Annotated in this window: 22 protein-coding genes and 1 pseudogene; 11 read left to right on the top strand and 12 right to left on the bottom strand. The window is 59.8% G+C overall.

Translation table 11 applies throughout. The features are described from left to right. Window positions 1-79 precede the first annotated feature (79 nt). Complete coding sequence (locus DMO26_RS30355) at window positions 80-421, top strand: Atu4866 domain-containing protein (RefSeq protein WP_117196051.1); 342 nt, start codon at window positions 80-82, stop codon at window positions 419-421. Between the two features lie 42 nt (window positions 422-463). On the opposite strand, the gene DMO26_RS30350 is transcribed toward DMO26_RS30355, so the two are convergent. Beyond that, a complete protein-coding gene (locus DMO26_RS30350) occupies window positions 464-1,363 on the bottom strand; it encodes a LysR family transcriptional regulator (protein ID WP_117196050.1) in 900 nt (299 codons plus the stop codon). A 96-nt stretch (window positions 1,364-1,459) separates the two neighbouring features. Here DMO26_RS30350 and DMO26_RS30345 point away from each other — a divergent pair, with 96 nt between their 5' ends. The 5 genes and pseudogenes from DMO26_RS30345 (at window position 1,460) to DMO26_RS30325 (ending at window position 5,213) form a co-directional block, all read left to right on the top strand. After that, the gene (locus tag DMO26_RS30345) at window positions 1,460-2,293 is read left to right on the top strand and encodes an SDR family oxidoreductase (protein ID WP_117196049.1); all 834 of its coding nucleotides are present in this window, start codon (window positions 1,460-1,462) and stop codon (window positions 2,291-2,293) included. Between the two features lie 48 nt (window positions 2,294-2,341). Next, window positions 2,342-2,836: a lipocalin-like domain-containing protein gene (locus tag DMO26_RS30340; protein ID WP_117196048.1), complete on the top strand. Its 495-nt coding sequence runs from the start codon at window positions 2,342-2,344 to the stop codon at window positions 2,834-2,836. 73 nt (window positions 2,837-2,909) lie between these two features. Continuing rightward, the gene (locus DMO26_RS30335) at window positions 2,910-4,193 is read left to right on the top strand and encodes an MFS transporter (RefSeq protein ID WP_205421284.1); all 1,284 of its coding nucleotides are present in this window, start codon (window positions 2,910-2,912) and stop codon (window positions 4,191-4,193) included. A gap of 80 nt (window positions 4,194-4,273) precedes the next feature. Next, window positions 4,274-4,756, top strand: a pseudogene (locus DMO26_RS35120) (cupin domain-containing protein); the annotation flags it as partial. Window positions 4,757-4,802: 46 nt separating this feature from the next. Continuing rightward, on the top strand, window positions 4,803-5,213 hold the full coding sequence (locus DMO26_RS30325) for a helix-turn-helix domain-containing protein (protein WP_162895125.1): 411 nt from the start codon (window positions 4,803-4,805) through the stop codon (window positions 5,211-5,213). 203 nt (window positions 5,214-5,416) lie between these two features. Here DMO26_RS30325 and DMO26_RS30320 read toward each other — a convergent pair whose 3' ends face one another. Next, entirely contained in the window at window positions 5,417-6,358 is a 942-nt protein-coding gene (locus tag DMO26_RS30320; RefSeq protein WP_117196046.1) for a LysR family transcriptional regulator, read from the bottom strand. Window positions 6,359-6,524: 166 nt separating this feature from the next. Here DMO26_RS30320 and DMO26_RS30315 point away from each other — a divergent pair, with 166 nt between their 5' ends. The 3 genes from DMO26_RS30315 to DMO26_RS30305 are packed head-to-tail and all read left to right on the top strand — an operon-like array spanning window position 6,525 to window position 9,250. Next, on the top strand, window positions 6,525-7,517 hold the full coding sequence (locus DMO26_RS30315) for an MBL fold metallo-hydrolase (RefSeq protein ID WP_117196045.1): 993 nt from the start codon (window positions 6,525-6,527) through the stop codon (window positions 7,515-7,517). Between the two features lie 24 nt (window positions 7,518-7,541). After that, window positions 7,542-8,624, top strand: a complete 1,083-nt coding sequence (locus DMO26_RS30310; RefSeq protein ID WP_117196044.1) for an aldo/keto reductase — start codon at window positions 7,542-7,544, stop codon at window positions 8,622-8,624. A gap of 41 nt (window positions 8,625-8,665) precedes the next feature. Then, the gene (locus tag DMO26_RS30305; RefSeq protein ID WP_117196043.1) at window positions 8,666-9,250 is read left to right on the top strand and encodes a dioxygenase family protein; all 585 of its coding nucleotides are present in this window, start codon (window positions 8,666-8,668) and stop codon (window positions 9,248-9,250) included. Between the two features lie 380 nt (window positions 9,251-9,630). Here DMO26_RS30305 and DMO26_RS30300 read toward each other — a convergent pair whose 3' ends face one another. Both DMO26_RS30300 and DMO26_RS30295 read right to left on the bottom strand, forming a co-directional pair. Next, a complete protein-coding gene (locus DMO26_RS30300; protein WP_162895124.1) occupies window positions 9,631-10,122 on the bottom strand; it encodes a hypothetical protein in 492 nt (163 codons plus the stop codon). Window positions 10,123-10,381: 259 nt separating this feature from the next. After that, window positions 10,382-11,122 carry an SDR family NAD(P)-dependent oxidoreductase gene (locus DMO26_RS30295; protein WP_162895127.1) on the bottom strand — a complete coding sequence of 247 codons (741 nt, stop codon included), beginning with the start codon at window positions 11,120-11,122 and terminating at the stop codon, window positions 10,382-10,384. 78 nt (window positions 11,123-11,200) lie between these two features. Between DMO26_RS30295 and DMO26_RS30290 the strand changes: the two genes are divergently transcribed. Then, entirely contained in the window at window positions 11,201-11,872 is a 672-nt protein-coding gene (locus DMO26_RS30290; RefSeq protein ID WP_226951471.1) for a TetR/AcrR family transcriptional regulator, read from the top strand. Between the two features lie 45 nt (window positions 11,873-11,917). Here DMO26_RS30290 and DMO26_RS30285 read toward each other — a convergent pair whose 3' ends face one another. After that, window positions 11,918-12,856: an AraC family transcriptional regulator gene (locus DMO26_RS30285; RefSeq protein WP_117196039.1), complete on the bottom strand. Its 939-nt coding sequence runs from the start codon at window positions 12,854-12,856 to the stop codon at window positions 11,918-11,920. A gap of 114 nt (window positions 12,857-12,970) precedes the next feature. Here DMO26_RS30285 and DMO26_RS30280 point away from each other — a divergent pair, with 114 nt between their 5' ends. Continuing rightward, on the top strand, window positions 12,971-13,336 hold the full coding sequence (locus tag DMO26_RS30280; protein ID WP_069610530.1) for a DUF1330 domain-containing protein: 366 nt from the start codon (window positions 12,971-12,973) through the stop codon (window positions 13,334-13,336). Between the two features lie 125 nt (window positions 13,337-13,461). Here DMO26_RS30280 and DMO26_RS30275 read toward each other — a convergent pair whose 3' ends face one another. From DMO26_RS30275 to DMO26_RS30245, 7 genes are all read right to left on the bottom strand, one after another. Next, window positions 13,462-15,642, bottom strand: coding sequence for a xanthine dehydrogenase family protein molybdopterin-binding subunit (locus tag DMO26_RS30275; RefSeq protein WP_117196038.1), 2,181 nt, complete (start codon window positions 15,640-15,642; stop codon window positions 13,462-13,464). Beyond that, the gene (locus DMO26_RS30270) at window positions 15,639-16,640 is read right to left on the bottom strand and encodes an FAD binding domain-containing protein (protein ID WP_117196037.1); all 1,002 of its coding nucleotides are present in this window, start codon (window positions 16,638-16,640) and stop codon (window positions 15,639-15,641) included. The genes DMO26_RS30275 and DMO26_RS30270 overlap by 4 nt, the downstream gene beginning before the upstream one ends. A gap of 3 nt (window positions 16,641-16,643) precedes the next feature. After that, the gene (locus DMO26_RS30265) at window positions 16,644-17,270 is read right to left on the bottom strand and encodes a (2Fe-2S)-binding protein (RefSeq protein WP_117196036.1); all 627 of its coding nucleotides are present in this window, start codon (window positions 17,268-17,270) and stop codon (window positions 16,644-16,646) included. Between the two features lie 193 nt (window positions 17,271-17,463). Beyond that, entirely contained in the window at window positions 17,464-18,063 is a 600-nt protein-coding gene (locus DMO26_RS30260; protein WP_117196035.1) for a class I SAM-dependent methyltransferase, read from the bottom strand. Next, window positions 18,060-18,698, bottom strand: coding sequence for a DedA family protein (locus DMO26_RS30255; protein WP_117196034.1), 639 nt, complete (start codon window positions 18,696-18,698; stop codon window positions 18,060-18,062). The genes DMO26_RS30260 and DMO26_RS30255 overlap by 4 nt, the downstream gene beginning before the upstream one ends. Before the next feature lie 2 nt (window positions 18,699-18,700). Next, a complete protein-coding gene (locus DMO26_RS30250) occupies window positions 18,701-19,684 on the bottom strand; it encodes an SDR family oxidoreductase (RefSeq protein WP_117196033.1) in 984 nt (327 codons plus the stop codon). 134 nt (window positions 19,685-19,818) lie between these two features. Continuing rightward, complete coding sequence (locus tag DMO26_RS30245) at window positions 19,819-20,868, bottom strand: aldo/keto reductase (RefSeq protein WP_117196032.1); 1,050 nt, start codon at window positions 20,866-20,868, stop codon at window positions 19,819-19,821. Window positions 20,869-20,958: the final 90 nt, after the last annotated feature.

Raw genomic sequence — 20,958 nt, 5'->3', positions numbered from 1 at the left:
GAGTGGAAAAGGCTGCGCCAGGCCGAAAAAGCCTCTGCTCAGATCATCGCCTGAATCTTATCCGCAGCATACATCAGCAATGACCCGCGCACGCGACCCAGTTCCGCGGTTCCCGGCGTATGGGTACACTCTTTTTATCCAACCCGCAGAAGCACAGGAGACCAATTTGCGGCCGAACCATCCTTATGCCGGCATGTGGGTCACCGACGACAACCGGGTTCGCCATGAACTTCTGCCGAACGGACGTTATGTCGAGGCCCGCGGCCAGCGCGAGCGGGCCTATCAAGGCCGCTACGAAGTCGACGGGACGCATATCGAATACTGGGACGACACGGGCTTTACTGCCGACGGCGATTTCGTCGATGCCAACACACTGCACCATGGCGGTATGATCTTGCGACGTCAGCCAGCGACGCCTTAACATACCAGTTGACAGGAGCGGTGCCCACTCAGCGCCGCCCTGTCATCGCGACCTGTCCACCTCTCGGAGGAGATCGATGAAGGCTCGTAGCGGTGACGGCACGTGCCGGCTGCGAGGGTAATAGAGTGCCAAGCCGGGTGTAGGCGGACACCAGTCATCGAGCACAGTCACCAATTGGCCAGATTTGAGTAAAGGTCGGGCAAAGTATTCAGGTACATATGCGATACCGCGCCCGTCCACCGCCGCCTGGACGAGAAGATCGCTGTCATCGAGCGTGAGATTGCCGGGCACATCGACCGCAATTTCGGCACCTCGTTTTGAGAACTCCCAGCGATAGCGTTTGCCGCTCGGCAGACGCTGGCGGATACAGCAATGCGCATAGAGGTCGTCAGGTGTCTGCAGTGCGGCTTTGCCATTGAGATAGGACGGCGCCGCCACGGCGATAAAACGGACGTCGCCTCCGAACTTCACCGCGATCATGTCCTTCGGGATGGCTTCCAGCAGGCGGATGCCCGCGTCGAAACCCTGTTCCACGATATCGACAAGCCGACCTTCCGATACGAGGTCAAGCTCCACGTCGGGATAGAGGTCCATGAAGCGCGGCACGACGTCTGCAAGGAGAATGCGGGCGCCGCTTTTGTTGGCATTGATACGCAGTATGCCGCCTGGGGTGCCGCGCTCCTCCGAGAGCGTATCGAGCGCGTAGTCAAGATCCTGAAGCACTGGATCGAGGCGTGCAAGCAGGCGAGCGCCAGCCTGGGTCAGCGATACGCTGCGTGTCGTCCGATTGAAGAGGCGGACGTCCAGTTTTGCTTCTAATCCGATGATCGTGTGGCTGAGGGCGGAGCGCGAAACACCCATGACATCGGCCGCCTTGCGGAAGCTCTGATGATTGGCCACCGCGGCAAAGGCGGCAAGGTCGTTCAGACTGGGGCGTGCCATTCGTGATTTATCCTCACCAGGTCATCTCAAATTGAGGATCTTATAGCACCAATCCTCGAGATCTACATTCGCAGATGAACAATGAGGAAAATTTACATGACAAAGACATGGTTCATCACCGGCGCTTCCTCCGGGCTCGGTCTCGAGATGACGCAGCAGTTACTCGCCGAGGGGCACACCGTCATAGCCACGCTCCGCCGGCCAGGAACGCTCACGCAACTTGAGCAGAAATATCGCGAGCGCCTGGATATCGTTCTGCTTGATCTGGTCGAGCCGGAGAGCATTGCCTCAGCCGTCGAAGGAGCCTTCAAGCGGCATGGCCGCATAGACGTGATCGTCAGCAACGCGGGCTATGGCCTGTTTGGTGCTGCGGAGGAGCTCACGAATGAAGAGATCGACCGGCAGATCTTCACCAATCTGACCGGATCCATTCATCTGATCCGTGCTGCACTGCCCCTTCTTCGAAAGCAGGGCGGCGGCCGGGTCGTTCAGGTCTCGTCCGAAGGCGGGCAGATCGCCTACCCAGGCTTCAGCCTCTATCACGCGACCAAGTGGGGCATCGAGGGGTTCCTCGAATCCGTGGCACAGGAAGTGGCGCCTTTCGGCATCGACGTCATCATCGCCGAGCCAGGGCCCACGGGCACGAATTTCGGAGCCAATCTCGTCAGCGCGAAACCGATGGATGCCTACGCTGAAACGCCGGCTGGCGCCGTTCGCCGGGCAATCACCGGGGGCAGTTTCGAGATCAAAGGGGATGCGGCGCGCACCGTGTCCGCAATCATATCAGCCGCCGAGAGCGAGGAGCCAGCGCTGCGGCTGACGCTGGGCAGCACGGCCTATTCATCCATCTCACAGGCGCTTTCCGCGCGCCTTTCCGCCCTTGAGGCGCAGCGAGACGTGGCAGATTCCGCTGATAGGCAGGACGTGTGAACCCAGCGGTCCAGAAACACCGATTCCAAGAACAGGAAAGGAACTGACATGTCCATTCGATCAGCTCTGGTAGCTATTGCCTTCAGCGTTTCGTCTTCCGCTTTCGCGCAGGCCACCGCCGAGAACCAGGTCGTCGGCACCTGGCGCATGATGTCGGCGACCATCGACCCCGGCGGCAAAAATATCGCTGCTTATGGAGAAAAGCCCATCGGTCTTCTCGTCTTTACGCCCGACATGCATTTCGTGGAAGTTCTGACAGACGCTGACGTTCCGAAGTTTGCTTCCAATGCCCGAGGTGAGGGGACGGACGATGAAAATCGCACGGCCATGTCACGCAGCATCGGGTTCTTCGGCACGTACACGGTCGATGAGAAGGGCGAATTCAGCGGCAACCGTGTCGAAGGCGCGACATTTCCGAACTGGGTTGGCAGCGTGCGAACGCGCGATGATCTCACTTTGGTCGTGACCGGTGACCGGATGACCGAGCAGTTCCGCAGGCCGGAAGGCACCGAAATAAGGATCGAATGGCAGCGCGTCAAATGAGGACCGCTTCTCGACAGAACAACGAGCGACGGTGACCTTGAGTCTACCGGCCCGTGTCCAGTGGAGCCACGCGATGCCAAAACAGGTAGATCTCACAGAAAAACTTCAAGATGGGCAGGCAGCCGCGCCCGCGCTCGTCTGGCTCATGGCGATTGGAGCGGGCGTTGGTGTAGCCAATATCTGTTACGTCCAGCCCGTCATCCCGTTGGTGCAGGCCGACTTTGCTCTGTCACCCGAGCAAGCGAGCCTCGTGCCTGCCGTGACGCAGGCAGGCTATGCGGCCGGGATGCTATTATTGGCACCGCTCGGCGACCTCGTGGATCGCAAGCGCCTGATTCTCGCGAAATTCGCGCTGCTCGTCGCCGCTCTGTTGGCGGCCGCGACCGCTCCGAGTTTCTCGGTTATGCTCGCCGCAAGTCTGGCGCTCGGGTTGCTCGGCAGTGTCGGTCAGGATTTCATTCCGCTCGCTGCGCAGCTCGCCACCGAAGAGCGGCGGGGCCGCACGATTGGGCTGGTCACCACGGGACTTCTTTGCGGCATTCTTTTGTCCCGAACGGTCGGAGGGGTAGTCGGAGACCTTCTTGGCTGGCGGGCGATGTTCGGGATTGCGGCCGGGATGGTGGCGCTGCTGGCGCTGGCCGTTTGGCGGTTTCTCCCGCACCAGTCCGTGACGGCAACAGGCACCTATGCCGGTCTGCTTCGCAGCCTTGCCACGCTCACCTATAGGCACGCTTTACTCAGAAAGGCGTTGGCAACACAAGGATTGCTAGCTGCAACACTCGGCGCATTTTGGTCAACTCTTGCCCTCATGTTGGCCGAGCCGCCGTTTCAGTTTGGGCCAGGTTTGGCAGGAGCTTTCGGATTGGTAGGCGCAGCAGGGGCCTTTGGCGCTCCGCTGTTTGGTGGTTTCGCGGATCGCAAGGGGCCCTTCGCAGTGATCCGCTTGGGCTGCCTGTTTGTGGCCGCGGCCTTCGCGCTTATGTTGATGCGTCCGCACTCGATGGTAGCGCTCGTCGTGGGCGCAATACTCTTTGATTTCGGCGTGATGGCGGGACTGGTCTCGCACCAGACCATCGTGACCGATCGATCCAAATGCGCGCAGCCGTCTGAACGGTCTGCTGATGACCGGCGCCATGATCGGCATGTCCATTGGTGCCGCTGTTGGGGGATGGGCGTGGAGCCGTTACGGTTGGACAGGCGTGTGCCTGACAGGCGCGATCGCAGGCGTCCTAGCGCTCCTGCGCTCCTCTCTTCCTCCGATCATTCAGCCCACCTCCAAGGAGTCCGCTTCGTGAGAACTCCTCAATTGTGTCAGTATCGATCGGCGCCCACATTGGCCTACCGTTCAGGATCTTGAGACGGCGACCGAAGCTACACGGCCGAGACAGCGTGATGCGCGTCGATGGCAGCATGTGACGATTATCGTATCAAGCGTCCATGGTTGACCCGCTTACCGAAATCGTAACCCTTTTGCGGCCACGCGCTGTGCTGATGACGGAGATCCGCGGCAGTGGCCGCTGGGGCATCCACTTCCCCGCATTCCACGTGACCAATTTCGTCATCGCTGCCGAAGGTGACTGCTGGCTACGCCTTGGGCAGAACGAGCCGCGGCCGTTCCGAAGGGGCGATTTCCTGCTTCAACCCAGTTCCATGGAGTTCGGCTTCCTCAGCGCGCCAGACGCCCCGGCCGTGTTCGGCGATGCCGCCTACAAAGCGGCAGCCGGAAGCCTCATCAGATTGGGGCAGGATGATGGACCGGCGACACGGATCGTCGGTGGTTATGTTGAGGTCGACCGTGTCAACGCCGATCTCTTCGCCGCGCTTCTTCCCCGGGTTGTGCATGTGCAGGCACATGATCGAGGTGCGGGTCGATTGGCAATGTTACTGGATGTGATTGCCGAGGAGCCACGCGGAAACGATCCGGGCCGGGCCCTTGTGCTACAGCGACTCGCCGAAGTCCTCATCGTTGAAGCGCTTCGGCCCGGCGGCCGGCGAGCTTGTCGCCCCGTCTGGCGTGTTGGCCGGCCTTCAGGATCGGCAGCTCGCGCTCGTCCTGCAAGCAATCCACGCCGAGATAAACCACAACTGGACCCTGCCCCGCCTGGCTGGCCTCGCAGCGATGTCGCGCTCGGCCTTCGCCCGTCGCTTCCAGGAAACCATCGGCATGCCACCCATGGCCTACATTCTCCGCTGGCGTATGGCCGTGGCAAAGTCGGCGTTGATCAACGAGCGGCTGACGCTCGACGAAGTGGCGGAGCGGACAGGCTATGGGTCCGCGGGCGCGCTCAGCCACGCTTTCCTGCGTGCCGTCGGGTGTACGCCAAGTGCGTTCAGGCAACAAAGGGAGGAGCCTGCCCAAGAGACGGGTCGATATTGATGGGACCAGGCTTTTCTGAGTATCTGAGTGAGATCAGACCGTCAGGGCGATCCCGACAGTCCTATCACTCTGCTGGCATGGCGCGTATCCTTGGCATTCCATAGAAGCTGTATCCGGTAGTGCTAGTTTACACGCTCCAACAACTGGAAGTCTCTTCGTGATGTGGCCAGCACATATCACAGAAGATCGCCGTTCGACTCCAGCTAAGCAAGCTGCCTGTCAAATCGCTGTGGATCCATAACGTCCTTGCCGTTCCAATCATAGCTTCTCATATAGTCCAGAAACGCTCGCATGGCGGCGCTCGGGAGTCGGCGGCTCGGGTAGTATAAAAACCAGTGTGGCAGGATAGGGCTCCAGTCGGAGAGAAGTTCCACTAGCCGGCCGTTTTGGATATAGGGTTTGGCATAGTCATCGAAGATATGAGCAATTCCTCTGCCAGCCAGTGCAGCTTGGAGTTCATTGTGCGCCGAACTGACCGTCAGCCGGCCGGTGGGAGTGACTTCGATTTCCTCGCCTGCCTCGGCAAACCGCCAGGTGACGAGGGTGCCACCAGGGAAACGACGTTTGATACAGCCATGACCAACGAGTTCGTGCGGCGTCTGTGGTTCTCCGCACCTCTTGATATACTCAGGTGAAGCGACGATTGCATAACGAAGAGCTGGTCCCAGCGGCAGCGCGATCATGTCTTGCGCCAGTTGCTTGCCGAACCTAACGCCTGCATCGAAACCCTGTTCCACGATATCGATAACGGCCGCATCGCTGATGATCTCGATCTTCACCTCGGGATAAGCCTCCATAAAGTCGAACACCAGCGGGCAAAGGAAATGGTCGACGGCTGGAGCTGGCGCATTGATCCTGACAGTCCCCGACGGACTGTCGCGCAATTCGTCAACCTCTGCGATGGCGAGCCTGATGTCGCTCAACGCGGGTGCCAGACGTTCAAGAAGACGCTGTCCTGCCTCCGTTGGAGACACGCTCCTCGTCGTCCGATTAAGAAGCCGGATACCAAGAGCCTCTTCGAGAGCATTCATCGTTTGGCTCAATGCCGACGAAGAGATTCCCCGCTCGAGGGCTGCCGCGCGGAAGCCGCCACAGCGCACGATGGCCACGAAGACATCGAAACTGTCTAGGCGAATAGGGTCCATTGCGAAGTTTTTCTAATCAAGCTGGTTAACTTACTGCAGATTATCAGATCAAAAGCTTCGTGTCATGATCTCCCAGACCTAAATGCCGCGCTCCGGAAAGGTCCCTCGTCTGTCGTGTCCGACCGCGGACAGGGCCAAGCAGTGCGCCTAAGAGAAGGAAAAATGGATGAGTGCCTTCACGCTTAACAGACGCGCCATCATGCTGTCCGCTGTAGCGGGCGCATCGAGCGTGCTCATTCCGAGCCTGGGTAGCTCCGGCACCGCTAAGGCCCAGGTTGCGTCCTCGGTGGCCGGCAATGCTGGTTATTACCGTTTCCGCGTCGGCGAAATCAGCGCGACCGTCTTGAGCGATGGTGTGATTGGTGGGCCGCCCCGCGTCTATGCAGGCAATGCGCCGGAAGCCGAGCTTCAAGAAGTCCTGCGGCAGGCGTTCCTCCCGACCGATCACCTGACCCTCAATCTCAACACTCTGCTGATCGAGACCGGCGGCCGACGGATCCTGATCGAGGCTGGCGCCGGAAAAACCATGGGCCCGAATGGCGGGCGCATCTTTGAAAACCTTGCCGCGATCGGTCTCAGCGCTGCGGACATCGATGTGATCGTCATCTCACACACCCATCCAGACCATGTCGGCAACCTGAGAACCGCGGATGGCGGCAAAGCCTTTCCCCGCGCCACTGTCTTCGTTCCGAAGGCCGACTGGGATTTCTTCGTCCGCACCGATCCGGATCTCTCCTACATGCCCGTGCCGGAGGAATTCCGTCTCCGCTTCGCCGCAAATATCAAGAACAGTCTTGAACCCTTCAGGAACGATGTCGAACTTTATGAGGCCGGCGCTGAGATCGTGCCGGGTCTGGCGACGATCGTCGCGTCTGGCCATACGCCCGGCATGGCCACTTTCCTTGTTCATTCGGGAAATGACCAACTGCTGCTGACGGCAGACCTTGCTTATCACCCCGTTGTGAATGTCGACAGACCATGGCTTCCAGGGCCCGACCGCGACAAGGAAACCGCCCTTTCGTCCCGCCGTCGCATCTTCGACAGAGCGGCGGCCGAGCGCATGCCGGTCCTTGGCTTCCACTATCCATTCCCAGGCCTCGGCCGGATGCTGAAGACCGATGGCGGCTACGCCTGGGTACCCGCCAACTGGCAGTTCTAACGAAAAAGCATCAGGAGCGATCTCATGGAGAAGTCGAAGATCAACAGACGCAGCTTCCTTGGAACGATGGGGGCAACTGCAACAGGGCTGGCGCTCGCGACCAACGCCACGGCGCAGACCCAGGCGACGAGCGCGACATCGCCAACTCCGCAATCAAACCAGAATGTGGTCACTCGTACTTTGCCGCGCACCGGCGAGAAGGTCACAGCCCTGGGCCTCGGCACCTTCCTGACCTTCGACCTGAAGCCAGGAGATCGGCGCGACGCTCTCCGACAGGTCTTCGAACGGTACGTCGCCGCAGGCGGTCGTGTGGTCGACACCTCGCCTCTTTACGGCTCGGCGGAAGTCAGTGTCGGCCAGTTCATGGGCGAGTTCGAAGGATCCTCCGAGATGTTCCTCGCCAACAAGGTCTGGTCGACAGGAGAATATCTTGGAGACGAAAGTCACGCGGTCGAAAGCTTCCGGCAGTCACGAATGCGGACATGGCGCGCGGCGATCAATCTGATGCAATGCCACAGCATCACCAATGCACCCGTCATCGTTCCGCTGATGAAGGCATGGAAGAAGGAAGGCCTCATAGGTCATGTCGGCGTGACCCATCACGAGTCGGCAGCGCAAGACCAGCTATTGACGTTCGTCCAACGCGGTGACGTCGACTTCATCCAGACGAATTACTCGATCTTCAACCGCGATGCCGAGCGCCGCCTTCTTCCGGCCGCGGCCGACAAGGGCGTCGGCGTCCTCATTAATCTGCCGCTGGAAAAGGCACGGCTGATGAAGGTGGTCGAGGGGCAGCCGCTTCCCGGCTTCGCGCAGGAGTTCGGGGCCAACAGCTGGGCGCAGTTCTTTCTGAAATGGGTCATGGCGCACCCGGCCGTCACGAGCGTACTCTGCGGCACGTCGAATCCCGATCACATGAGTGACAATGTCCAGGCGATGACAGGCCCGCTTCCGGACGAGCGGATGCGTGCCCGCATGGTTGCTCATATGGAGACGATTCCCGGCTTCGGCTCCATCGGCACGATGCCGTGGTATCCCGGCAAGGAGAATATGTATTCTGGCCTGATCCGAGAGGCGCAGGCGAACGCCGCGCAGCGCCTGCGGTAACGGCGCGTCGATTAAACCGCGATCACACTGGGAGACCGGCCTTGTCCTCCACCAGACGCTCGCTTCTGACGGCCTTTCTGACGCTGCCTCTCCTCGAGGCGGCGAGAACGAGAGCGTTTGCGCAGGCCGCTCCCGAACTGCCGCTCACTCCTGCATGTGACGACGGAGACGAACCGACGCTTGAACGGGAGGCTGGCCCCTTCTTCAAGCCGAACTCGCCGCTCAATCGCGATCTCTATCCAGATTCACCCGGCGGTGAGCGAATAACGGTCGCAGGGTTCGTACTCGACACTCGCTGCCGGCCCCTTAGCGGTGGTCTCGTGGAGATTTGGCATGCGGACGAAAATGGCGACTATGATAGCGTTGGTTTCCGCCTGCGCGGACACCAATTCAGCGACACGCAGGGACGCTGGTGGTTCAACACTATCGTGCCAGCGCTTTATCCCGGCCGAACACGCCATTTCCATTTCAAGGTCCAGCGCCCGGGTGGGCGCATCCTCACCACCCAACTTTATTTTCCCGCCGAGCCCCGAAACGCTGGAGACAGACTGTTTGACGAGGCGCTACTCCTCGAAATCAAGCAAGCCGGTGATGGAAGGTTCGCGCGGTTTGATTTTGTGATCTGACGACGGGTACGCCTGTAAGCGGGAAGTGTAAGGGACTCCGGCCCTCTCTCACTTTGAAATGAAGTGCATTACGTTTGCATAATGAAAACCGGCACAAGTCCGGTGCGGGGGTCCCAAACCCACGTGATTGCGTTTGCGACACATCACAGCAATCACCCTGGTCGCAGATGTGCGTACAACCCCTCACGGTCAGTTTCAGAACGCGACCGGCGAGCTCAGCCGTCTGCCGCAGGTGATCGCCGTCCTCCATCAAGCGCGGCCGGAAGCGCGCGCTTCAACAGACGCACTTCGGCTCCACCATCAAGCACCGCGGCGCTACTGCGTCCAGCTGCGTCGAACTATTCACGCAATCGCTACGATAACAGCAGATTAGCCACCCATTACGGCGTCGCATCCAAGGGTACGGGATCTCCCTCTGGTGCGGGCGCAGGGGCGTCGTCAGGCTTGCCGTCTTCGTTTTCCAAACCGAGTTGTTGAAGAATAAGGTCTTTGATTTGCTGTTCGATCGCCTCTCGATCTTTCTCGCTCATCGCAGCCAGCTTGTCTTCATTGAGCTCTCGATCCTTCAGGAAGAAATAGCGGATACGTTCGGCCGGCGTCATATTGGACACCTTCAAGAACTCGTCGGCCGCATCGGGTTTGTCGTCTTTGCTAAGAGCGGTGCGATTTGGCTTTTGGTCCAACACAATGCCATTGCTCTCCATTGACCACAGGGCATCGGCAAGCTTCGAGCCGTATCGAGTATCAAGAGAGACGGAGGGGGGATTTCCGCCTCCTTTTCCGTGCTGCGCCTCCCTGACGGTGTCTTGCCCAGGCAGGCGGGAGGTTGACTGCAGTAGGAGGGGAATTCTGGGGCTGCCTGCGACAATCATCTTATTGAGTCCCTTGAGCTATTCTACCTCTTGATCGCATCCGCGGCTTGCTCGTAGCTGTCGTTTCGGCGACCGAAGCCGACGACAGATTTGGCAGCGTTTCTGCCCGCGGCGTCAGCTCGGAAACTGTCTAAGGGACGTGGGGATCGACCATTGGCGCGCATCCTTCAGCTTCCGGCCCGGAGAGCTGTCGCTGCGTCTTTAAATGGGGCCGGAAGCTCCGTTCGTTCCGGCCCAGTGACGTTTCCTGCCATCCAGATTATGCGTTGAAGCCGGCGTCGACACTCAGAACGGCGCCGGTAATCAGACTTGCGGCAGGACCTGCAAGGAACGCGACTGCGCTTGCAACTTCACGGGGCTCGCCGAAACGCCCAAGCGAGGTGAGGCTGCGCTGATAATCCGCATTCTCGCCATCGGCCGGATTCATTTCGGTGTCCGTCGATCCCGGTAGAACGAGGTTGACGGTGATGCCTTGAGGGCCGAGTTCGCGTGAAAGGCCCCGAGTGAACGACAGAAGTGCCGACTTCGACATCGCATAGGCCGTGACGCCGGGGAAGGGGACGCGCTCCGCCAGAGAGGAGCCGAGAGAGATGATCCGGCCACCGGAAGACAGATGCGGGATTGCTGCCTGCGCAAAAAGAACCGGGGCGCGAACGTTCACATCAAGCATGGCCTGCAGGTCGGCGAGGGCCAGATCCGCGGTCATGCCGGCGGTTCCGATGCCTGCGCTGTTGACCAGGATATCAAGCCCTCCAAGCGCGTCGACCGTTTCGCTGACGGCCCGCCGAATGGCGTCCGGATCGGCACTATCGGCCTGAATCGCGAGCCCGCGTCGACCTTTTTCCTCGATAGTCTTGACCACCGATGCAGCTCTGTCAGCCGAGCGCTGATACGTAAAGGCGACATCCGCGCCGTTCTCGGCAAGCGCAACGGCGATCGCAGCCCCGATTCCTCGCGAGCCACCATTCACCAAGGCGCGTTTTCCAGACAATTCCATGATTTTCCCTTTCTGCAGTGATCGATGTACAAATGCGTAGAGCCGTTGCAAACGTCGGTCAAGTGATTTATGCAGTGGTCGATGCAAAATAAAATTTTGACACCTCCTCCCAGTCCACCATCGTCTCGCGCTCCACGCGGACGGCCGCGGGAGTTCGATCGCCAGGCCGCGCTTGCCACCGCCACAAGACTGTTCTGGATCAAGGGATATGAGGCGACTTCGATCGCTGATCTGACGGAGGCAATGGGGATCGGAACCAAGAGCCTCTATGCTGCCTTCGGTTCGAAAGACGAGCTCTATGCGGAAGCGCTCGAATACTACTACACGACCTATGAAGGGTTGGTCTGGACGCGCTTCCGGAAGGCGTCAACCGCGAGAGAGGCGGCGTTGGCATTCCTCGAGGATTCCGCGATCGCCATGACCGGCGGAGATAGCGATTTACCGCACGGGTGCATGGCAACGCTCGCTACTGTCGGCAGCGAAGGACACTCCGAACTGGCCGAACTCATGCGAGCGACGCGCGCAGGCGGCTTCGATCTCTTGAAGACGCGCTTTGACGCCGCGAAGAGCGACGGTGATCTTGAGCCCACGGCAGACACGACCAAACTGGCGAGGTTCGTGCAGATCGTCCAGAGTGGCATGGCAATCCGCGCCCGCGACGGAGCTGATCGCGCCGAACTGCATGCCGCGGCGGAATTTGCGCTTTCCGGCTGGGACAACATCACCGGCACCATCGATCAGAGCAAGGCCTGACCCTTTGAGAGTGATGGCCCCCGCAACTGGCTTTGAGGCCACTCCCTATTCAGAGCGGGACGAGCTTTCTGCGAAGCGGCTTGGAGAGCAGCCGACGGCTTTGGTGAAGGCGGTGCTGAACGCACTCGCCGACTTGTAGCCAACTGAAAAGGCGATTTCCTCCACCCTTGCTGTTCCAGTTTTGAGCGCCTCCTTGGCAAGCGCCATGCGCCACCGCAACAGGTACGAGATCGGACCGATCCCTACAAGCGACTGGAAACGGGTAGCCAAAGCGGAGCGGGAAACACCGGAAAGCTTGGCCAAAGTTTCGACCGTCCATTCGTGCGCAACATTCTCGTGAATGGCAAGAATGGCCTTGGCCGTGACCGGGTCTCGAAGGCCGGCAAGCAGGCCGCTGCTGGCTGGATCGACAGCTTGCTCCGGAAGACCCGACGTAGGCATTCTGAGTATTTCGACCAGCGCCAGTTCGACGAGACGCAAGATAATAAACTCGCTGGCCGGGCCGGGGTCGCGGCCTTCGGATTCCATCAACGTCAGCAGATTGTGGAGCCGATGGAGTTTGGGCGAATGAGATGGGATTTGAACGATCGGCGGGAGAAGCCCTGTCAGGAGATCCTCGTTGGCCGCTGAGAACAGAAATTTGCCCATGTGAAGCGAAATCGGTCTTTCCTGACCGGTGCCCAGCTTCAACCTTCCCTCCTGTTTGGTGGCCACCGCCGCTACGCTATCCAACGGCTCAACTTCCCGGCTGGAGGTGAGCGTGAAGGAAAGCGTTGTCCGAAGAAGCACGAAGTCGCCCTTTTCCAGCCATATCGGCTCGGAACCAGGTCGCACCAACTGGCAGATGCCGTCTTCTATCCAGAAAAACAACAGGTCTCCCAGTGCGGGGAAGCTCAGGCCCCAGTCGCCTGCGGCGTCCACGCCTCGGCCCAGGAGAGCGGCGCGCGGCCGAAGCAATCGGACGATATCAAGGAAGGGATCCATTTTGGGCTTTAAATAAAGTATCCTGGGGTTCGCATTATGGAGCGTGCAGAAGCGATAGCATATTCTGCCGGAAGATTGAACGAGGCCAAGGCCTCCATCGCCCGGAGTACCACAATGATTAAAGTCACCGCCGCTGATATCGACCGCTTTCTTGCCGAAGATGACGGCCAGCCCATCATCATGCTCAATCTCCTCCGCTTCAAGGCAGATGGGGGACGCCAGCGTTATCTCGACTACCTCGCCATGGCCGGACCGATCGTCGCCCGCTATGGGGCGGAAATCATGTTTGCCGGCGACGGCGCAACTGCACTCTGTGCTGAACCTGGTCAATCATGGGACGCGGTAGCGCTGGTGCGCTACCCGAAACGGGCATCCTTCGTCGACATGATCGCCGACCCGGCCTACGCCGTGGCAGATCCGATTCGGATGTCGGCGCTGGAAGAAGCGGTCCTGCAGCCGATAGAGGCAATGAAGCTTTAAGGGGAGGCATTCACGCACTTCGAAAAGGCTAGAAGGCCGTGCCGTTCTTTCCTCGCGGCGGTGTGAAGGAAAGGGCATTGATCGCCCTTTCCAAAATGCTTGTCCTTGCTGTCGACGAATTGCTGCTAGAGCAAATCTTCGATGCGGATTGGCAGGTGCCGGATCCGTCTGCCAGTCGCATTGTAGACGGCATTGACGACGGCTGCGGCCGCTCCGACCATCGCGACTTCGCCAAGTCCCTTGACGCCTGACATGTTGAGCTTGAAGTCGGGCTGGTCGATGAAATCGACGTCGATTGCGCCGATGTCGGCGTTGACCGGCACGACATATTCCGCAAGATCGTTGTTGAGCACGCCGCCGAAGCGAGGGTCTGTTTCACCGGCCTCACGAAGTGCCGCACCAATTCCCCAGACGACACCGCCCCTGACCTGGCTTTCCGCCGTGCGCCGGTTCATGACCCGGCCGCAGTCGGCAACGCTGACGACGCGTTTGACGCGCACACGCGCGGTTGACCTCTCCACGTGAACTTCAGCAAAATGGGCGATCCAGCTGAAGGCCATGAAGTCTGGATATTCTGGGCCGGTGGTGGATGGGATACCTCTGCGCAATTGCTCGATGATCTGTGCGTCTTTGCCGAGCGGGATCGTGTTGACAGTGACTTCCAATGAGGGGCGGCGGGTCCGGGCAAGCTGGACATGAACCGGTTCTTCCGACAATGGGGCACCGGTCAGAACGCTAAGCTCTTCCCGCAATTTCATGGCGGCGCTTCGCGCTGCCGGCGCAACGCTGCCCGTTCCCCATGAGCCGGCGGTTATATGCTGCGGCGCATGTCCGGTGTCTCCAATGTGAATATCGAGCTTAGCCGGGTCTACGCCCAGTATTTCGATAAGCTCAGCAGCGATGACGCTGCGGATGCCTTGTCCCATCTCGTGGCCGGAGGTTGCGATTTCGCATCGTCCGCTTGCGAAAAGACGAAGTGTTGTCACAGTGGCCGTCATCGATCCCTTGTAACTGCCGCATGCGACGCCGAGGCCTATAAGGTCGCCATTGTCCGCGACCAACGCGCCCGGATCGGCGATACGCCGGCTCCAGTCGAACATTTCGGCCCCGCGCCTCAAACAGCCCGCGAGATGACGGGATGAGTAGGGCTTGCCTGTGATCGGATCGCTTTGGGCGTCGTTAGCAAGCCGGAGTTCGACGGGATCCATTCCGACAGCCTCGGCGAGTTCATCCATCGCGCATTCCGTGGCATAGCTCGCGGGATGCTCATGGGGCGCGCGCTGATGTCCCGGGGTCTGGGTATCGACTCTGACGATCCGGTCATTTCCCTGCCAGGTATGATAGCCATACATGCGCGGAGGATTGGCGCCGTGATCACACGCAAACCCATCATATCGGCTGTTCTGCTGGACGGTTTCATAAAGCCCCGCCAACAGGCGCCCTTGTCCGTCCGCACCGAGCCGGACGCGGTGGCGGCTGCGCGGTCGATAGGACGCAGTATGAAACAGCTGACCGCGTGGCATCACGAGTTTTACCGGTCGGCGTAGCAGGGCGGCGGCACTTGCGACGAGCACGCTCTGCTCTTGAATCCCGTTCTTCTGTCCAAAGCCTCCTCCGGTATAGGGGCTTACGCCACGCAGCCGTGTGGGTTCCAGACCCATCATACCCGCAAGGCCGCCGGCGAAGGCTGACGCCGCCTGCGTCCCCTCATAAATCCTGAGTTCGCCGTCCTCGAATGCGGCAGTCGTCGAGATCAACTCAATCGGGTTATGATGCTGCTGGGGATGCAGATATTCGACATCGATACGATGATCGGCCGCAGCAAAGGCTGCTTCGGCGTCACCGGAAGAAAGCTGGCGGTCGGGCTGGGCCTCAGGACTGGCAAGCTCGTCTTCCATGCGAGCGCTAAATGGCTCCGGCGCATAGCGGACCTTGACGGCTTCCGCACCCTCGATAGCGGCTTCCAACGTGTCGGCAACAACCAGGGCAACGGGTTCGCCTCGGTGGCGCACGACCGGGCTTGTCATCGGCTGATGACCCTTGCCGGGCTGACCATAGGCACCGCGAGCGGCAGGCGTCGTCTTGATCTGCGAGAAATCTTCATGTGTGAAAATACGAACGACCCCTCGCACATTTTGTGCGGCAGTCGCGTCGATCGCTTCGATACGTCCCTTGGCGATCGTCGCTGGAACCGTCATCGCATGAAGCAGACCGGCGATCGGTTGGTCTGCCGCGTATAGTGCTCGACCCAGCACCTTTTCATAAGCATCGACCCGAGGGCGGTCAGCGGTCCGTTCCTGTGTCATTGCATCTTCCTTCCAGCTGTCATGATGGCATCGGCAAGCGTGCGAGCACCGAGTTCAATCTTGAATGCGTTGTGCTCGCCGGGTCGGGCATCGGCGAATGCCGCTCTGCCAGCAGCCAGCGCAATGTCCGGTTCGATCGTTCGAAGGTTTAAAAGCGCCTCTGCCTCGCGTGCCCGCCATGGCCGGGTGGCAACGCCGCCGAGAGCAATATTCGCCTGCCGTATGTGATCGCCGTCCATCGCCAGCGCCACGGCTGCCGAGGCGAGGGCAAAAGCATATGACTCGCGATCGCGCACTTTGAGATAGGTCGAGTTGCGGCCGGCCTCCGTCTTCGGAACTGATATCCCGGTGACGATCTCGCCGGCTTCGATCTCGAATTCGAGATGGGGAGTATCACCAGGCAACCGGTAAAATTCAGCGATGGGAACTGATCGTGGTCCCGCCGGACCTTGGATCTCCACTGTCGCGTCCATCGCCGTCAGCGCAACCGGCCAGTCGCCGGGTGATACGGCCGTGCAAGCGTTACTGATGCCGAGCACGGCTTGCCCGCGATCAAGCCCCCCAATCGCTGCGCATCCGGAGCCGGGCGCTCGCTTGTTGCAGGGGTAGGCGCCAATTGCGCCGTTCCTGAAATAGGGACAACGGGTGCGTTGCAGCAGATTGCCACCGACGGTCGCCATGTTGCGAAGCTGCTGAGAGGCGGCTTTCGAAAGGCTCTCGGCCAAGACGGGATAGTCACGGCGGACGACATCATTTTCGGCAACGTCTGCCATAAGCGCTCCGGCGCCAAAAAACAGAACGTCACCGCTTGTATCAATCCGGTCAGCCCCTTCCAGAGAGGCGATATCGACCAGATGGGCGGGCCGCTCAACACCGAGCTTCATCAAGTCGTAAAGAGTGGTTCCGCCAGCAATGTAGCGCGCACCTTCGCCTGCCGCGGCATATGCTTCGATGGCTTCGCGCACAGTTTTGGCTTGGACATAGGATAGTGATCTCATAGTTCAGCCCCGCTCGATCTGAGGAGCGGCCTGTTCGATCGCCGCAACGATGCCGACATAGGCTCCGCAGCGACAGATGTTGCCGCTCATATATTCCCGGATGTCTTCTGGTGTTGAAGCGTGCCCCTCTTTTACACACGCAATCGCGGCCATGATCTGCCCGGGCGTGCAATAGCCGCATTGCAGGGCATCGTGGTCGATGAAGGCTTGCTGCATGGGATGCAGGCCGTCCGCGCTTCCGATACCTTCGATGGTTGTGACCTCACGACCATTGACCTTGGCTGCGAGCGTCAGACAGGAAGCAATCCGTCGGCCGCCAATATGGACGGTGCAGGCACCGCACTGACCGTGGTCGCATCCCTTCTTGGCACCGACGAGGCCCAGTCGTTCACGCAACATGTCCAGCAGGGATGCTCTCGCATCGATATCGATTGCCGTTGGCTGGCCATTGACGCGGCAAGCTATGTGAACGGTGGTCCCGTTCTCGGGCAGAGAAGGAGAGGTTGTCACCTGTGTTTGCGCTTGTGCGGTCGCCGTCGATATCATTCCGGAGGCTGAAACGACCGTTCCAGCTTCCAGGACCTGGCGCCGGGTAAGGGGTAAGAACTGTGTGTCTTGCGGGTCCGTCATTCGGATCTAGCCTCCTGATGATTGCAACTGCGTTCGTTCGGAACCATTCTCTTCAAGCCGCCCAACCTTCCTGAACCTAGAGCAGCCCGACCGGGAAGATTAGGTGATCAAAGCTGCGCAAGGCGGTAAGTCTTCCTTCGCAATGGTGGTTCAATCTCGAAATCTCGGGAGGGACCCACCACACTCACGCACCTCACGTCGCTACCAGTGATGGGCGCCGTCGCCGCCGACCGATGCGATAGACCGCAGCGGGCGGCACGTTCGCGAGTGTCCCGCCAATGAACGTCGCCTTCAGGCCTAGCCGATCAAGCAGGGGCCTCGGGATCGGGCATCGTGGACCGTAAGTGAACTGGTAAAATGCACCATCATGACGAAGATGCGAAAAGGCACCTTCAAGAATGGCGATCACTTTTCGGATTGGCATTGATAAAAGAGGAAGACCGCTCAGGACCGCGCCAATTGGCGCCGAGGTCTGAAGTTCGATCTTTCGCAGTTGCGCCGCGTCCATCCGAAGGGTGGCCGCCGCCGGGAAGCGCATCGTAAGCTCGCGGGCGAAATCTACGCCATATTCCACAAGAATGAGATCCGACTCGCAAACTCCACGATTGAGCAGAGCTTCGGTGAAGACGCCCGTTCCAGGACCAAGTTCAATGACGGTTCCGGTACCCGCAGAGATCTCGCTGGTCATAAGCGATGCGAGCGCGCGTCCTGAAGGCGTAACCGAAGCCACCTGCAAAGGCGCAGAGAGCCAGGCACGAAAGAACAGGAGTGCATCTGCCGTTTTGCTGCTCATTGCGAATCCCCGCTCGGCCAAGCTTGCTTCGAGCAGCGAAGTTGCAGCCGCAATATCACGGCAATCAGCACTTCCACGATAATAAGAAACGCCAGGATCTTGAGGGCAAACGCCGAAGAGTTAATGCCCGGAAGCGCCATGACAGCCAAGTACCCGGCGGCGATGAACAACCCATTCCACAACACGATGCCCACCGCCATGCCGGACGCGAAACGTAGCATGCTTGTCCCTAAAAGCGCTGCCGCCAGGGGAGAGATCAACCTTACCGTGGGGATGAGCTGCGATGTGATGGCTATCGTCTGTTCCCGAGCTCGGAGGGAAGATAATGTTTGGTCGGTGCGTTGCGGGGAAACACCAATCCACTTGCCGACGAAATGGAGAAGTGCGACGGACTTACTTTCTCCGATAGCGCGCACAAGAAGGTACAGCGCAAGCGCGCCAATGAAGCTCCCAACTGCGGTGCCGGCCACAGCGGTATGAACTGACCATGCATCGTCATTGGCGGCAATGCCGATTGCTACCAGCACGCCGTGGGACGGAAGCGCGGGGACGAAGCGTTCCGCGAGACCGATCGAAAGAAGTCCGACGACACCGTATAGCGCTATCCAATCGACGAGATCTGCGAGCGGATCCATTCTTAGCTCCCTTGTCTCAGAGTCTGCGCGACGACAAGCGCATCTGGCGTCGTTGTAGGTTGGCCCTCGTATTCAATGCCGACCAGCTTTTCCGAGATATCCCAAAGTCTCTTGGCGACGTGGAGCTCATTTGCCTGTGGCGGGATTTGCGCCTCGGTAGGGTGACCGCGGGTTTCGCTTAGTCGATCAGGGCCATAATACTTGCCGCCGCGGGCATGCTGAGACGTGGCGGCAAACAGAGTCGGCAGTGCCCCTTGGGACGCGGGTTGAAACAAGAACCACAGCAGCGACCGCAGACGTCCTTGCGCGCTGCGGCGTCCCGGTGCGTTGTGCAGCAGGTTCGTCCGGGAAATGCCGGGATGAGCAGCGATGGAGGTGATACCCCAACCAGCCTCCTCGCTGCGTCGCTGAAATTCGAGTGCGAACATCAGGCAGGCGAGCTTCGACTGGCTGTAGACGGGCATGGGCTTGTAGCTTCGCTCCGCCTGCAGATCGTCAAAGTCGATCGCGACGTTCTTGCCTTTTGCGGCGATGCTGGAGAGCGTCACAACCCTTGGATCTCGTCCTTGCACCAGTAGCGGCAACAGGTGGCCTGTCAGGGCGAAGTGACCGAGGTAATTCGTGCCGAACTGCAGTTCAAAGCCGTCGTCAGTCGTCTTGCGCATCGGGGGCGTCATGACGCCTGCATTGTTGATCAGCACGTCAAGATGATCGCGACTTCCTTTCAGCCGCTCGGCAAGCGCCTCGATCGAATTGAGATTGCCGAGATCAACCTGCTCGAAGGTCACTGAAGCGTTCGACACCTTGTCGTTGATGCGCCGGATGGCTTCAGCTCCTTTCGTAGGATTGCGGCCGGCGAGGATCACCTCAGCTCCGGCTCCGGCCAATGCGATGGCGTCCTCGAAACCCAGGCCACCGGTTCCGGTGACGAGGATCGTGCGGCCTTGCTGGGACGGTATGTCGTCAAGCGTCCAGGGTTTGGACATGATGAGTTCCTTGATTCAGTGTTGGAAAAGTGGCCCGCCGGAGATGCGACGAGGGGTAGGCATCTCCGGCGGACAAAGGTCGCTGGGGGCGGGGCGACCTTCCAGGATCCAGAATGGGGGTTCAGGATCCAAGCCTATTCGGCGGCGATGTCGTTGATTTCGAGCGGGGGTCGTTCCGGCGCCTGACGCGTTCGTTGCATCCAGGCGGGATATTCGGGGCGGAGTTTGCTCACCGCATCGAGTTCGGCCAGTTCGTTTACGTCGAGCGACACTTCGTTCGACCGGATGCTGTCGTCGAGTTGACTGACCGTCTTCGCGCCGATGATCACGCTCGTGACATGTGTTTGGTGCAGCAGCCAGGCGAGTGCTATGCGAGCGACGCTCACGCCCTTCCGTTGGCCAATGCGCTCCATCGCTTCGATGACGGCGTAGGCATGATCCATCGCGACAGGTGGGAAATCGAAGGTCGTGCGGCGGCTGCCTTCGGCTCCCTGTTTTTCGCGAGAGAATTTGCCACTGAGCAGACCGCCGGCGAGTGGGCTCCAGACAAGGAGACCAAGCTTTTCCGCGTCGATCAACGGCACGATCTCTCGTTCGATATCGCGGCCAGCGACGGTGTAATAGTTCTGCGTCGTTGCGATCCTTGCCAGATTGAGCCTCTCGCTATGGCCAATCGCTCTCGCCATCTGCCACGCCGACCAGTTCGACACGCCGACATAGCGAACCAGACCCTCCCGGACGAGCGTATCAAGAGCTGCCAGGCTTTCCTCAATTGGTGTCACGGTATCGACGTTATGAAGCTGGTAGAGGTCGATGTAATCGACCTGCAGCCGTTTCAGACTTGCCTTGACGCTGTTCATGATATGCGCCCGCGAGTTGCCCGCCTGGTTTGGACCTGCCCCCATCGGTCCGCAGACCTTGGTGGCGATCACCACCTCTTCGCGTTGGATACCCAGGTACTTGAGCGACTGGCCAAGAACTTCTTCGGAGACGCCGCCGGAATAGATGTCGGCGGTGTCGAAAAAGTTGACGCCATGGTCGAGAGCGCGGGCAATCAAACCTTGGGCCTCTTCCTGCTGGACATTGCCCATGTTGGACCAGATACCCTGGCCGCCGAAGGTCATCGTCCCGAGGCAAAGCTCAGAGACGAAAAGACCAGTATTTCCGAGCGTGTTGTATTTCATCAAGCGCTCCTTCGCGGTGATGGTGAGGTCTCGTTGTCGGGGGGAACCCCTTGGCCTTGTTGGTGGCCGAGGAGTGCTGTCGGCGGCCTA

Origin of the sequence: Rhizobium terrae (assembly GCF_003425685.1) — a bacterium.
GTDB lineage: Bacteria > Pseudomonadota > Alphaproteobacteria > Rhizobiales > Rhizobiaceae > Neorhizobium > Neorhizobium terrae.
The sequence above is the reverse complement of the archived record's forward strand: the minus strand, read 5'-3'. Positions and strand labels throughout refer to the sequence as shown.

Excerpts from the sequence above, each read along its gene's own strand:
- DMO26_RS30255 (WP_117196034.1), bottom strand. The coding sequence starts at position 18,698 with ATGGATCCGCTCGCAGATCTCGTCGATTGGATAGCGCTATACGGTGTC.
- DMO26_RS30335 (WP_205421284.1), top strand. The coding sequence starts at position 2,910 with ATGCCAAAACAGGTAGATCTCACAGAAAAACTTCAAGATGGGCAGGCA.
- DMO26_RS30345 (WP_117196049.1), top strand. The coding sequence starts at position 1,460 with ATGACAAAGACATGGTTCATCACCGGCGCTTCCTCCGGGCTCGGTCTC.
- DMO26_RS30250 (WP_117196033.1), bottom strand. The coding sequence starts at position 19,684 with ATGTCCAAACCCTGGACGCTTGACGACATACCGTCCCAGCAAGGCCGC.
- DMO26_RS30270 (WP_117196037.1), bottom strand. The coding sequence starts at position 16,640 with ATGAGATCACTATCCTATGTCCAAGCCAAAACTGTGCGCGAAGCCATC.
- DMO26_RS30260 (WP_117196035.1), bottom strand. The coding sequence starts at position 18,063 with ATGAGCAGCAAAACGGCAGATGCACTCCTGTTCTTTCGTGCCTGGCTC.
- DMO26_RS30265 (WP_117196036.1), bottom strand. The coding sequence starts at position 17,270 with ATGACGGACCCGCAAGACACACAGTTCTTACCCCTTACCCGGCGCCAG.
- DMO26_RS30285 (WP_117196039.1), bottom strand. The coding sequence starts at position 12,856 with ATGGATCCCTTCCTTGATATCGTCCGATTGCTTCGGCCGCGCGCCGCT.
- DMO26_RS30350 (WP_117196050.1), bottom strand. The coding sequence starts at position 1,363 with ATGGCACGCCCCAGTCTGAACGACCTTGCCGCCTTTGCCGCGGTGGCC.
- DMO26_RS30275 (WP_117196038.1), bottom strand. The coding sequence starts at position 15,642 with ATGACACAGGAACGGACCGCTGACCGCCCTCGGGTCGATGCTTATGAA.
- DMO26_RS30245 (WP_117196032.1), bottom strand. The coding sequence starts at position 20,868 with ATGAAATACAACACGCTCGGAAATACTGGTCTTTTCGTCTCTGAGCTT.
- DMO26_RS30300 (WP_162895124.1), bottom strand. The coding sequence starts at position 10,122 with ATGATTGTCGCAGGCAGCCCCAGAATTCCCCTCCTACTGCAGTCAACC.
- DMO26_RS30290 (WP_226951471.1), top strand. The coding sequence starts at position 11,201 with ATGCAAAATAAAATTTTGACACCTCCTCCCAGTCCACCATCGTCTCGC.
- DMO26_RS30310 (WP_117196044.1), top strand. The coding sequence starts at position 7,542 with ATGGAGAAGTCGAAGATCAACAGACGCAGCTTCCTTGGAACGATGGGG.
- DMO26_RS30320 (WP_117196046.1), bottom strand. The coding sequence starts at position 6,358 with ATGGACCCTATTCGCCTAGACAGTTTCGATGTCTTCGTGGCCATCGTG.
- DMO26_RS30280 (WP_069610530.1), top strand. The coding sequence starts at position 12,971 with ATGATTAAAGTCACCGCCGCTGATATCGACCGCTTTCTTGCCGAAGAT.
- DMO26_RS30340 (WP_117196048.1), top strand. The coding sequence starts at position 2,342 with ATGTCCATTCGATCAGCTCTGGTAGCTATTGCCTTCAGCGTTTCGTCT.
- DMO26_RS30315 (WP_117196045.1), top strand. The coding sequence starts at position 6,525 with ATGAGTGCCTTCACGCTTAACAGACGCGCCATCATGCTGTCCGCTGTA.
- DMO26_RS30355 (WP_117196051.1), top strand. The coding sequence starts at position 80 with ATGACCCGCGCACGCGACCCAGTTCCGCGGTTCCCGGCGTATGGGTAC.